We start from the raw sequence: 13224 nt of genomic DNA, 5'->3' as shown, positions 1-13224 counted from the left end.
TTTAAGCTCAATTTACAATTTCAAAACATAATTACTAAACTATTGTGGTATTTTAAACCTATGTATTTAAAATATGTTTGTTAAATCTGATGACAACTTAACTAAAATACAATTGATTTTACAAATGAAAAGACAACATCCTCCATATGATTAAGGATATTTATGTCACTTAACTAGGGGTATACAATGAAAAAGCTTATGCAGTTTTATAAAAATTTCTCGTTAGTGGAGAAAAGCGCACTTCTCTGCTTTCTCTTACCTCCAGTAGGTATTTCTTTGCTATTGATCATCGGGCTTCGTACACTCTATACTCAATGGTTTACTAATAAACGGTTTATTTATTCGTTTAGTTCGTACTTTTTCTTATGCCTACTTATATCTACTATTGGTGCTGCTCTATTATTTAGAAATATATTGTTTTTATTGGTCAGTATCATGATTCTTGGTTACTGGGGAATATATTGTAGGATTTTAGTAACTGAGAAAGGTCAATTATTTCAGAGATTTCGCATGATCATCATTTTTGGAGGCGTATATAGTTGTGTGATTGGATGGATATCCAAATGGTTCTTTATTCCTAAAATTGTAGGTTATTTATTAGGGACAGTGCTTTACGGAGAAGTGGAGCCTAAGAATTTTAACCGTCTAATTGGTTGTGCATATAATCCCAATTTTACTGTTTTTATTTTATTAATCGCTATTTCTTTTCTCTTTGCCAGTCTACTTTCTAGTCTAGAAAGGAAACATTATATTAGCTTAGCGTGGCAGCTTCCGATCCAACTATTACTTAGTTATGGAATTTATCTTACAGGTTCAAGAGCTGGCTTTGCGACGATGATTCTGATTTATTTACTTTTTATCTTCCGACTTAATCGAATCTTTTTCTTTGTTTGTACAATCTTCGGACTATTCTTTTCGAAATGGTTGCTCTATATAATGCCAAGGGCCGATTCAGTTATTCAAGCAGGGCACAAAAGGTTGGACATTTGGAAAAACGCATATACCATATGGAAAAATCACCCTTTCTTTGGTGTGACACCGATCGGATTCGGTCAAGAATATGTCATACAATATGGTCACTTCATCCCCCATGCACATAATTTACTGCTAGGTATGTTTGCGGAATACGGAACATTAGGAGGATTGGCTTTTATAACATTAATTAGTATAAATATTGTAAAATGCATTCACCTATTCTTATTTGAGCGCAGTAAAAAATGTTTTTTTAACAGTTTTTTACTCGGCCTACCAATTATTTTGTTTACAGGGGTATTTGATGAGCCGGTGTTTTCTCCACAAATCGGTTTCCTTACAGTCATACTGCTTGGGTGTTGGGATCGATATTCGAAACGTATGCAATTCAATATCGAGATTTCAGTAATTCAAGGAAAATTTATTAGCGTTTATGGGAGCACGGCAAGGTTAGTTGTAAGTTCATACATGATTTTGCATTATTTAAAATCGAAGTTTATTAGTAACAAGTACTAAAAAGACCCCTACAACTAGATAGGGGTCTCTTTTGTTCATTTATGATATTTTTTTCGTAATTTGTACTTCCACTGCCACATTTTGTTTTGTTAAGAATAAATTTAAAATAATTGCAGTTAATGAACCCGTCACAATTCCATTTTGCATTAACATTTTTAAAAAGTCAGGTAGTTGGTCGAACATTTGTGGAAGGGTTGCTGAACCTAACCCTACTGCTATACTACAAGCCGCGATTAATAGGTTTTCACCTTTACCTAAATCGACTTCTGAAAGAATTGATATTCCGGCAGCTGCAACAGATCCGAACATAACAATCATTGCGCCTCCAAGAACGGCATTTGGAATAACGGTCGTTAAAGCTGCAAGTTTAGGTAGTAATCCAAGAACAACCATGATACTTCCAGCAGCATAAATAACTTCCCTAGATTTAACTTTTGTAAGTGAGATTAAACCAACATTTTGTGAAAATGCTGTGTACGGAAATGCATTAAAAATACCACCAAGCATAATTGCAAGACCTTCTGAACGCAACCCATTTACGATTTGATCCTGTTTTACCTTTTGGTTGGTCGCTTTTCCTACTGCGAAATAGACTCCAGTTGATTCAACCATACTAACGATACAAACGATAATCATCGTGATAATAGCTGTAATACTGATTTTTGGTGCTCCGAAATAGAATGGTTGAGCGATACTAAACCACGATGCTTCCGATACGCTTGAAAAGTGAACGATTCCCATTGCATAGCCGGCAATTGTTCCTACAACCAAACCAACAAGTACGGAAATTGTTCGTAAAAACCCTTTAGCCCATCTGTTAATGACTAAAATTACGATAAGTGTAAGAAGTGCTAGTAATAAATTGTGTATTTGACCGAAGTCTGGACTCCCTTGTCCACCTGCTGCATTATTCATAGCTACTGGAATTAGAGAAAGTCCAATGATCGTTACGACTGACCCCGTTACAATTGTAGGGAAAAATTTTAATAACTTGCCATAAAAAGGAGCAGCTAATACAACAAAGATCCCAGAAATAATGATTGCACCATAAGCTGTCGGTAAGTTTGAAGAGGATGCAATTGCAATAATCGGACCTACCGCCGTAAAAGTACATCCTAAAACGACTGGCAATCTGCTACCAATGTATTTAGTCCCCATGCTTTGAAGGATTGTTGCGATACCGCAAGTAAATAAATCTGCTGCTATTAGATAAGCGATCTGAGTTGGCGTAAGTTTAAGCGCGCCACCTATTATAAGAGGCACAACAACTGCACCTGCATACATAGCCATGACGTGTTGAAAACCTAATGTAAATGCTTTTTGTTTAGTTAACAATTTGATTCTCTCCCTTGTCATTGCTTTAATTTATCTATATTGATTGGCATACAGTTAGTACTCTTTATAATACAAAAAAGGACAGGTTCCACTTGAGTATGTTTCTCTCAAGTGAAACCTGTCCTTCTGGGTTTTTATCCCTAATGGTGTAGCACGTGTAGTGCCCACATCGCTCGGACCAGCCATTTTACTTATACAATAATGCGGAACCCTAGATGTGCTTTCACTCATAGTCGGTCGATTATATTGGTCGTCCGGTAGAAACTTATGGGCCATATCCCCATGATTATATGAGTTATTTATATATTTGTACCTTGATTATGTTACACATGCTATTCAATATTTTCAAGTAGAAAATGCAAAGAAAAGGTGCTCCATTAGAAAAAAACTAATGGAACACCTTCTATTATGTTCTACGCATATAAGCTTTTACAGTTAGTGGTGCAAAAATTGCTACAATTACAGCAGCTCCAATAAGCGAAATGATTAAATCTGAACCTGCAGTTCCTGTGTTCGTTAGATTCCTTACAGCAGTGATCAGATGAGAGATTGGGTTTATTTTTACAAACCATTGAAGCCAATTTGGCATTGTATCGACTGGTACAAAGGCATTTGAAAGGAATGTTAATGGAAATAGTGCTAGCATAGAAATCCCTTGTACACTTGACGCTGTACGTGCAATTACTCCAAAAAAGGCAAAAATCCAGCTAATCGCCCATGAACATACAATTACAAGTAGTCCAGCTAAAACGACATAGCCTAAGCCACCTTCAGGGCGATATCCCATTATATACCCCATTGTGAAAGTAAGGACAGTAGCGATTGTATAACGTATCGTATCCGCCAATAAAGCTCCTGCCAGTGGTGCAATACGTGCAATCGGTAGCGATTTGAATCGATCGAATACACCTTTATCCATATCTTCACGCAATTGTACACCTGTAACAATCGAAGTAGTAATGACAGTCTGTACTAAGATTCCTGGTATGATTACCGGCAAATAACTCTTAACATCCCCAGAGATTGCTCCACCAAAGATATAAGTAAACATAAGTGTAAAAATAATAGGTTGTAATGTAACATCAAATAATTGTTCTGGTGTACGTTTTATTTTTAATAGACCACGATAAGCCATCGTAAAAGAATTTTTTACTGATTGACTAAAGCTGGTTTTATTTTTTAATTCACGATAAGCAGCTGGTTTTATTGAAGTGTTCATACCCTTACTCCCTCCATTTCTTTTGTTTTACCTGACTCCTTTGATCCATCATCATCTACGCTGTTACCAGTAATCGTAAGGAATACTTCATCAAGTGTTGGCTTTTGCACACTCATTTCAGTTAAATGGATACCTTCATCACGTAAGGCGATTAGTAGGTCGGTTACTCGGTCAGCATCCGCCATAGGTGCAGTAATTTTTCCTTCTACTAATGTGATATTGGATTTTACTTTTAGCACTCGTTCTACTGTTTGACGCGCCTTTTGAACATCTTTTATATCTTGAATTTTTAATTGTAATGATGAACTACCAACTGAAGCTTTCAATTCATCAACAGTACCTTCCGCAACTACATGACCACGATCTATTACTGCGATTCGATCTGCTAGTTCATCCGCCTCTTGAAGATATTGTGTTGTTAATAAAACTGTAGAACCTTCTTTTACTAAACGACGAATAGTATCCCACATTTGATTTCTTGTACGAGGGTCTAAACCAGTTGTCGGCTCATCTAAGAAGATAAGTGGTGGCTGTGCAATTAAACTTGCTGCTAAATCTAATCTACGACGCATTCCACCTGAGAAGTTTTTCAATGGGCGTTTTGCTGCTTCCGTTAAGCCAAATTCCTCTAATAAATCAGCTGCTTTCTTTCGCGATTCCGCTCTACCTAGACCTAGTAATCTTGAGAAGATAATAAGATTCTCTGTAGCACTTAGTGACTCATCTACTGAGGCATATTGACCAGTAACTCCAATTAATTGACGCACAATTTGAGCCTCTTTTAAAACATCATGCCCGAATATGCGTGCAGTACCTGCGTCTTGTCTAAGTAGCGTAGCCAGCATTCGAATTGTGGTTGTTTTCCCTGCACCATTTGGACCAAGTACACCGTAAATACTTCCAGCACGAACGTTTAAATCTACTCCATCAACCGCACGATTTTCACCAAATATTTTAACTAAACCACTCGCTTCTACGGCCAAATCTCCATTATTTGGGGTAATTATTTTTTTATTTAAATATTCCAATTTACTTCCTCCTTTACGACTTATTACAAGATGAATATATCGACTAATTATGAATTAAGTATGAACTTTAAATAAAAATTTTCTTTACGAATAGTTACAACCTAGGGGATACAATGTCCAATAAAAAAACTTCCCTTATCTAAATTAAGGGAAGTTTAAATTTAGTCATGTACTATAGTCTGATTTAGTAGTAAGAACTCTGAATCTATATCATGTAAAAAAGGAGTCACTTCACCTAAACTATATAGATGTAACTGATGCATTGCTCGTGTACATGCAGTATAAAATAGTCTTCGGAGGTGCTCATCTCCATAAACTTGAGCTGATGCATCATAAATAATCACTGCATCGAATTCAATTCCTTTTGCCAAATATGCAGGAATAATGACTACACCTTGTTCATATTCAACTGAGTTTCTCTTCACATGTTTGATTCCTTCTACATCTTTTAATGCTTCATATGCCTCAGAGCTTTCTTCAGCAGATTTACAAATGACAGCAATTGTATTAAATTCACTTTTCTTTAAGTCCTCGATTTTAGATGCAATATGGCTGTGCAAATCTTCTCGGTTAGATAACTGTGTTAACACGGGCTTATCCCCAACTCGTTCAAAAGGTGTAATTAAATTGCCACCAGGTATGAGTCTACGTGTGAACTCTACAATTGGTTTTGTTGATCTGTAACTACGAGTCAGATTGATTACTTTTGTTTCATTTGGCCCATATAAACCTTTAAGGACATTAAAATCTCCCATTTCACTGGCATGCGCAAAGATAGCCTGATTAAAGTCACCTAAAACGGTCATCTTTGCAGAAGGAAATAATCTCTTCAAAAATTCAAATTGGAAAGGAGAATAATCTTGAGCTTCATCTACAAGTACAAATTTAATTGTAACATTTGATTGGAATCCTTGAACCAACTCTTTTAAAAGTAAATACGGTGTAGCATCCTCGTAAAACAATTTGCCTTCATCTAACATATTTAAAGTTAACTGACAGATGTCCTCCCAATTCTCAGGAGTATCCCCTTCAATCCATTGTTCAATTTGAGTTGGATTGGAAAATAACTGTTTATAGACACCCTTTATGTCAATGAAACGCAATCCACGAACCCACTCGCGTAATGGCTTTAGTTTTTTACGTACGACCATTCGACCTAATACCTTAGTTTCTTGTTCGTAATCATCGAATGAATCCTCTTTAGCTTGTTTTTTCTGTAAGTACTTATATGCTTTTTGATAATCATCTTTACTGAGTAACTCGATTTCATCCTGTACCCATGTTTTTTTCAGCTCTTGCTTTTCCATTTCATTGATTTGTTTGTTTAACCATTCCGTCAGCTTCTCTAATCGGTTGTTAAATTTTAAAGAAGTGTCTGTGCTATAAAATCTTTCATATATTTGTTTAGCTGTAACCACTGGTTTGCCCCTAAATTTAAATCCCCTAAAGACCATTCCGGATAACTCCAATGATTGTCTGTATGCCTTAATCGTCTCAAAGAAACGAGTTGAAGCTTTAAAGCGTATACTTGAAGTTCTAGTCTTATAGGTAGGATCATCTATTGCAGTTAGCACATATTCTAATTGCTCATAATTATCCTCAACTTGGAACGCATCACTTAGTCTATGAACTAAATATTCTTGGAATGTAACTTGTTGCATATTTTCTTCGCCTAATTCGGGTAAAACTCTCGATACGTAGTTATTAAACATTGCGTTAGGTGAAAATAAGATAATTTGATCTGCTTTTATCCAGTTTCTATATTTGTAGAGCAAATATGCAATCCTTTGTAAAGCTGCAGATGTCTTTCCGCTACCAGCCGCCCCTTGAACAATCAGTAATCTACCTTTGTCATAACGAATAATCTGATTTTGTTCTTTTTGAATGCTGGCTACTATGCTTCTCATGTGCTTATTTGTACCTTTGCCTAGCACATGCTGCAATATCTCATCACCTATAGTAAGACTTGTATCGAACATTGATTCAATTACACCGTTTCGTATAATGTATTGCCATTTTTGGTCTAATACGCCATTCACTTTCCCCCCAGGTGTATCATACTCTGCAGGACCTGGTGGATAATCATAGTAAACACTTGAAACTGGGGCCCTCCAATCATAAACCAAAATATTCTCTCCAGTTTCATCCATTAGTGTTGAAACACCAATATAAATACGCTCCGTTTCAGACAAACCTTCTTCTGTAAAGTTAATGCGACCAAAATAAGGAACCTCTTTCATTCGACGAAGTGCTGATAATCGGTTTGAAGATTGCTTATGATTAATTTGGCCGATCGCCAAAAGTTGAGATTGTTGTCTTAAACTAATAACCGTCTCTAAATAGTCATCAAAGCTATCTGTATTAACTTTAACCTCATCCCAAAAGTTTTTACGAACATTGATTACTTCGTTTCTACGTTGGGCTGTTTCGTCTGTTAATTTACTAATTTTGTCCGTAATTAGATCTAATACAGTATTTACTCTTACTTGTTCTTTTTGAAGTTCGTTGTTCATTTCATGCACTCCTTTAAAAGATAAAAATGGGGGTTGACTCAAGAGGATTTGTATAGTAAAATTAAAGTAGGGAAAATATGTCCTCTATATAATTTGTAATATATATACTGTATTAATCTACCACGTTTTTATCTTTTAGGCAATAGTCCTCGTTTAAAATCATCCTTATTTCATCTCAATTACTAATTTTCGTACATTCAAAAAGCAAAAAGACCTACCCAAAAATGATCATTTAATCACTTATAGTAAGGTCATCCTTATTATTTATTAATTTCTTCTGTACATACTACAATTAATTACCTTTTATCAAATTTTACTTCTTTATTAAAATACCTCATATTATTTATCATCTTTCCTAAATACAAATTCTCCATTCACAATAGTAGCTTGAACATTAAACTTACGATCAATTAAGACGATATTTGCTTTTTTCCCACACTCTATGCTTCCAACTTTATGATCAATATTAAGTAATTTTGCTTGGTTAAGACTGACCATCGGTAAAATAGATTCTAAAGGCACCCCTAAAACATCTTTCACATTTTTTAAACATTCCATTAAATTAGTCGTGCTTCCAGCTAATGAGCCTGTTTCTACTGTTCGAGCAATTTTATTTTCCACTTTAACATCTAATGTACCAAGCGTATAGGATCCATCTGGTAAATCAGCAGCTGCCATTGAATCACTTATTAAAATTATCTGTTCTGTTCCTTTTGCTTTGTATAAAAGCTTAATTGCTCCCGGGTGGACATGCTGTAAATCTGCTATACATTCACAATAACACTGATCATTTGTTAGAACGGCACCAAGACACCCAGGATCACGATGATTAAATCCCCTCATGCCGTTAAAAGTGTGAACAGAAATTTTTGCCCCATGTTCAATTGCTTTATTCGTTGTATCATAGTCAGCATTTGTATGACCCATAGACACGTGAATTCCTTTATTTGTTATCAATTTAATAGCTTCCTCTGCTAGCTCTTTTTCTGGAGCTATTGTGATCACTTTAACCGTATTATTGGAAATTTTTATGAGCTCAATTAATTCATCAATATTTAGTTCACGAATATACTTGACCGGATGAGCACCACGATGCTCAGTTGTAATATACGGGCCTTCTACATACGATCCAATGATTTCCGCTCCTTCTGTCTGTCCCATCCCTTCACTTACGATCTTTACAGCTTTTTTAATTTTATCGAAATCATGAGTCAGTGTAGTTGGTAGAAATCCCGTAACTCCATGGCGTGCAAGTGACATAGACATTTCTTGTAATGAATGAATACTACCATCCATCGTGTCATTTCCAGCAATTCCATGAATATGTAAATCAATCATGCCCGGAATGGCTACAAAACTAGAATAATCTAAAATTTCACAGGTAGGTTTATTCGTTGTTACGCCATTTATTTTTCCGTTGTTAATCAGAATATAGCCAGCTTCAATTACTTTATCGGGTGTATAAACTTTTTCTACCTTAATTGCTTTCATAACACTTCCTCCTCTATTGTTTGCAGGAATACTTTTTCCTAAAGGACAATAGGCAACACCAAAATAGGATGCTGCCTGTTTGCTTAAATCTTATACGTGTAAGTAGTTTAATTTTTTTAAAGTTAAATAACATGCTCCATACAGCCCGGCATCATTCCCAAGAATCGAAGGAAATACGAGAGTTTCTTGATGATAAATCGGCATGGTTTCCTTTTTAATTTCAGAGTTGATGTCTTGAATAAATCGGTCTCCCTGCTCAGCAATTCCTCCTCCGATAATAATTGCCTCAGGGTTCAAAAGATGAACTATATTTGAGAGACCTATGCTTATATAATTGATAAAATTTTTATATACGGCAGTAGCAATTGAATCTCCTTCTTCTACTAGAGCCAAGATTTCTTCTCCAGAGATTTTCTTTATAACTTCACTATTCTTGTTCTTTTCATCAATAAAATCACTTACTAAAGCTGAGGTAGAAGCATATCTTTCAAAGCATCCTCTCCGTCCACAACCGCAAGAACGTCCGTTATTAATAATGACGGTATGACCTAGTTCACCAGCTAAATAACGAGATCCGCTTACAATCTTCCCATCTATGATAATGGTGCTTCCAATACCTGTTCCTAATGTTAGAAAAACTACATCTTTCTTTCCTTGTATTGCGCCTTTCCACATTTCACCGATGCAAGCACTTTTCACATCATTTTCTACACTAACGGGTAATTTAAATAAATTGAAAAGTATTTCTCCAAGCTTCATTCCTGAATAGTCTGGTATATTGTTGGAAAATAAAATTTCACCTGTTTCATGATTTACAAGACCACACGAGGAGATTCCGATTCCTGCTATTAAAAAATCATTTTGGAGCTTTTTTATTTTCTCAGCTAAAAGTTCAGGAAGCAGCTTTTGTATATTACTTTTAGGTGTTGGTACCTTATCTTTGTAAACTAAATGCCCATCACGATTTATTAGTCCAAATTTGATAAATGTACCACCGATATCAAAACAAACTATATTTTCCACCATAATCGCCCCCTGTTAACTCCTTCACTTTAATGAGATTAAAGTAATGTTGAACTTTTGTTAATTCAACTGATCCAGTCCGCTCTGAGGCAGCATTAGATATCCCGCAGGCACATGACCACTTTAAAATAGCTTCAATTGAATAGCCTTTCGAATGCGCAAAGGCAAAGCCTGCAAGCATGCTATCTCCTGATCCAACTTGGTGCACATCTGTCAAAGTTGGAATGATTGCCTGCAGTGTGACGTTCTCGCTAATTAAAATAGCACCTTCTTTTCCTAAAGAAAGTAAAACGTATTGGGTACCCTTTTGGCATATTTCCCTAGCGTGCAAAATCATATCTTCTATTGATAATTGGTTTAACCCGATTAACTTGCAAAACTCTTCTCTGTTCGGCTTAATTAAAAAAGGCTTTCCCTTTACACCTTGGGCTAGAGATTCTCCACTTGAATCTAAAAGAAAATATTTCCCTTTTTGTTTTGTTTTTTCTATTAGGTCTCTATAAAAATCAGAACCGATTCCATAAGGCAAGCTGCCAGAACCTACAATATAGTTATTTGATTCTAGAATGGTATCGAAATTTTTCAAAAATTCTTCTCTTTCATTCTCCGATATCTCAGGTCCTTGTTCAAGAATTTCTGTATGACCTTCTTTAGATTCAATTGCTAAACAAAATCTCGTCTCTCCTCTTATTTCTACAAAATGATTAATTAAATTGTAATTTTGGAGCTGACCAGCTATCCACTCGCCACTTTTTCCACCTAAAAATCCGGTACAAGTAACTTTAACTCCCAGTTGAGATAATACACGTGAAACGTTAAGTCCTTTTCCACCAGCTGTTTTATCTACAGCTGTAACACGATTAACGTCATCTAAGTGTAAGACGGGAAGATTATATCGAATATCAATGGCTGGGTTTAATGTAATTGTAGCAATCATTTTTCTAACCCCGATTCATACTACCGCACATTTTAATCTTATCAGCAACGACTAACTTCATTTCTCTTACTGCATCTTTAAAATAATATCTAGGGTCATTGGCATCTGGATGTTCATTCAAATAACCACGCAATCCATTAGCAAAAGCTATTTTTAATTCAGTAGCAATATTTACTTTACATATGCCGTTTTTTATCGTCTGTTGTACTAATTCATCAGGTAAGCCCGAAGCTCCATGAAGAACTAGTGGAATATCAACTTCTCTTTGGATTGCACTTAATCGTTCAATATCTAATTTTGGTTCTCCTTTATAAAGACCATGAGCTGTTCCAATGGCAACAGCTAACGAATCGATTCCTGTTCTTGAAACGAACTCTTTCGCTTGTGACGGATTTGTATAAATTTGATCCTTTTCATCCACTTCAAGATCATCTTCTACCCCGCTTAGTCGGCCAAGCTCCGCCTCCACAGCAACTCCAAATGAAGAAGCATAATCAACTACTTCACGAACGATTCGAATATTTTCTTCAAAATCATGATGAGAGGCATCAATCATGACTGAGTGAACTCCACTATCAATTAAAGCTTTTATATCATTAATTTTTTCATGGTGATCTAAATGAAAACAAATTGGAATATCGTATCTTTTTTTTGCGGCCTCCATCATACTAATTAGAAATTCTTCTCCCATATAACTTACTGTACTTGGAGTAGCTGCGATCAAAACCGGTGAACGTAGCTCTTGAGCTGTTTCTAAAACTGTTTTCATTGTTTCTAAGTTATGAATATTAAATGCCGGAACTGCGTAGCCTTTAGATTGTGCCTCTAAAAGAATCGTACTTCTTGAAGTAATCAAAATAAATCTCCTCCATTCTTCATCTCATTAGTAAAAGGGTGAATCGTAACTCCTTTAACAACTCTGTTAACAACTCCTAATGGGGAAGGGTTATCTGGAGAAAAGCCGAGATTAATAGATTTATACATGGCAAAGGTTTGTGCGTATAAGATAAAAGGGAAAGTTAGAAAAATATCTTCACTAATTTTAGGAAGATCCACATGATAGAAAAGATCACTATATTCTTTGGCAACCTGATCCTTTAAAGATGAAATTGCTACTACTTTTCCTCGATTGGTTTCTTTGTAAATCTCTTCTAAAATATCGAGATCGTACTGTCTTGTATAATGGTTACAAGATAAAAATACAAATACAACGGTATCCTTATCTAAAATGGACTTAGGGCCATGTCTAAAACCTAATGAAGTATCAAAAGTAGACGGAATTGTCCCGCCTGTTAACTCCAACAATTTTAAAGATGCTTCTCTTGCCAATCCTTCAAAAACTCCTGAGCCTAAATAAACAACTTTTTGAAAAGATGAATTCGCCAGCTGTTTAATACTTTGCTCGCTACTGCTAATAATTGATTGACCAGCATGCATAAGTTCATCAACTTTCTTCTCCCACGTATGAATCTGATCAATATTGAAAAGCAGTAAAGCTGAGAAAAGCATCGTCGTAAAACTACTCGTCATTGCAAATCCTTGGTCGTTTGCTTCTTCTGGCATATAGATGACCAAATGATTATGATCATTTTTCTTCTTTTGAGCCAGTAGTCCATCTTGGTTACATGTAAAAACGATTCCATAAAAATCATCTATCACTTGTTCTCCTAATTGAATAGCAGCCAAACTCTCTGGACTATTTCCTGAACGAGCAAATGAAATCATGATTGTTGGAATGTCCTTGCTTAAATAAGAATATGGATTTGACACAATATTTGTCGTAGCAATACTCTCTACTACAATTTTTTTGTTGTTAACGATTTGTTTTAAATAAGGAAGGACTGTGTCACCAACAAATGCAGAGGTACCTGCACCAGTTAAAATAATTCGTAACTGATCGTGTTTGTTTTCAATGCTATTTAAAAATGTAAGAATTCGGTCTCTACTAAATAAAAGAATATCCTTCGTTTCGTTCCATAATCTAGGTTGCTGGGCTATTTCTTTTGCTGTATGGCTCGCGCCAACATTCATTCTTTCATATTCACTCGATTTTAATAGCTCCATATTTACTTCCTCCTATTTTAACTGTTAGTGTCATCATTACCAGTTAGGTTAAATAGATACTTCTGTATCTATTTTTAGTGTGTAGAAAAATCCATTAAAAGCTGGTTTTCAGACTGATTGCAAGCG

Annotated in this window: 10 protein-coding genes and 1 riboswitch; of the genes, 1 reads left to right on the top strand and 9 read right to left on the bottom strand. The window is 35.5% G+C overall.

The window, feature by feature from the left end; genetic code table 11:
• Positions 1-186 precede the first annotated feature (186 nt).
• Complete coding sequence (locus BED47_RS10645; protein ID WP_069033665.1) at positions 187-1488, top strand: O-antigen ligase family protein; 1302 nt, start codon at positions 187-189, stop codon at positions 1486-1488.
• A 39-nt stretch (positions 1489-1527) separates the two neighbouring features.
• Here the strand turns inward: BED47_RS10645 and BED47_RS10640 are convergent, their stop codons facing one another.
• The 9 genes from BED47_RS10640 to BED47_RS10600 form a co-directional block, all read right to left on the bottom strand.
• Positions 1528-2823: a nucleobase:cation symporter-2 family protein gene (locus BED47_RS10640; protein WP_069033664.1), complete on the bottom strand. Its 1296-nt coding sequence runs from the start codon at positions 2821-2823 to the stop codon at positions 1528-1530.
• A 210-nt stretch (positions 2824-3033) separates the two neighbouring features.
• Positions 3034-3137: riboswitch (purine riboswitch) on the bottom strand.
• 92 nt (positions 3138-3229) lie between these two features.
• On the bottom strand, positions 3230-4042 hold the full coding sequence (locus tag BED47_RS10635) for an ABC transporter permease (RefSeq protein ID WP_069033663.1): 813 nt from the start codon (positions 4040-4042) through the stop codon (positions 3230-3232).
• Positions 4039-5070, bottom strand: coding sequence for a daunorubicin resistance protein DrrA family ABC transporter ATP-binding protein (locus BED47_RS10630; RefSeq protein ID WP_025568624.1), 1032 nt, complete (start codon positions 5068-5070; stop codon positions 4039-4041). Before BED47_RS10630 ends, BED47_RS10635 begins: the two co-directional genes overlap by 4 nt.
• Before the next feature lie 161 nt (positions 5071-5231).
• Entirely contained in the window at positions 5232-7583 is a 2352-nt protein-coding gene (gene helD, locus BED47_RS10625; RefSeq protein WP_025568625.1) for an RNA polymerase recycling motor HelD, read from the bottom strand.
• A 339-nt stretch (positions 7584-7922) separates the two neighbouring features.
• A complete protein-coding gene (gene nagA / locus BED47_RS10620; RefSeq protein WP_069033662.1) occupies positions 7923-9074 on the bottom strand; it encodes an N-acetylglucosamine-6-phosphate deacetylase in 1152 nt (383 codons plus the stop codon).
• Positions 9075-9164: 90 nt separating this feature from the next.
• Complete coding sequence (locus BED47_RS10615) at positions 9165-10100, bottom strand: ROK family protein (protein ID WP_084006862.1); 936 nt, start codon at positions 10098-10100, stop codon at positions 9165-9167.
• Entirely contained in the window at positions 10075-11034 is a 960-nt protein-coding gene (gene pfkB, locus BED47_RS10610; RefSeq protein WP_069033660.1) for a 1-phosphofructokinase, read from the bottom strand. The genes BED47_RS10615 and pfkB overlap by 26 nt, the downstream gene beginning before the upstream one ends.
• A 4-nt stretch (positions 11035-11038) precedes the next feature.
• Positions 11039-11890, bottom strand: a complete 852-nt coding sequence (locus tag BED47_RS10605) for a tagatose-bisphosphate aldolase subunit GatY (protein ID WP_069033659.1) — start codon at positions 11888-11890, stop codon at positions 11039-11041.
• Positions 11887-13098, bottom strand: coding sequence for an SIS domain-containing protein (locus BED47_RS10600; protein ID WP_069033658.1), 1212 nt, complete (start codon positions 13096-13098; stop codon positions 11887-11889). Before BED47_RS10600 ends, BED47_RS10605 begins: the two co-directional genes overlap by 4 nt.
• Between the last annotated feature and the right edge of the window lie 126 nt (positions 13099-13224).

The organism is Gottfriedia luciferensis, assembly GCF_001712755.1.
Taxonomy (GTDB): Bacteria; Bacillota; Bacilli; order Bacillales; family Bacillaceae_G; genus Gottfriedia; species Gottfriedia luciferensis_B.
Note: the sequence above shows the minus strand (reverse complement) of the source record. Positions and strands in the feature narration are given on the sequence as shown.

Excerpts from the sequence above, each read along its gene's own strand:
- BED47_RS10600 (WP_069033658.1), bottom strand. The coding sequence starts at position 13,098 with ATGGAGCTATTAAAATCGAGTGAATATGAAAGAATGAATGTTGGCGCG.
- BED47_RS10645 (WP_069033665.1), top strand. The coding sequence starts at position 187 with ATGAAAAAGCTTATGCAGTTTTATAAAAATTTCTCGTTAGTGGAGAAA.
- BED47_RS10635 (WP_069033663.1), bottom strand. The coding sequence starts at position 4,042 with ATGAACACTTCAATAAAACCAGCTGCTTATCGTGAATTAAAAAATAAA.
- nagA (WP_069033662.1), bottom strand. The coding sequence starts at position 9,074 with ATGAAAGCAATTAAGGTAGAAAAAGTTTATACACCCGATAAAGTAATT.
- BED47_RS10615 (WP_084006862.1), bottom strand. The coding sequence starts at position 10,100 with ATGGTGGAAAATATAGTTTGTTTTGATATCGGTGGTACATTTATCAAA.
- helD (WP_025568625.1), bottom strand. The coding sequence starts at position 7,583 with ATGAACAACGAACTTCAAAAAGAACAAGTAAGAGTAAATACTGTATTA.
- pfkB (WP_069033660.1), bottom strand. The coding sequence starts at position 11,034 with ATGATTGCTACAATTACATTAAACCCAGCCATTGATATTCGATATAAT.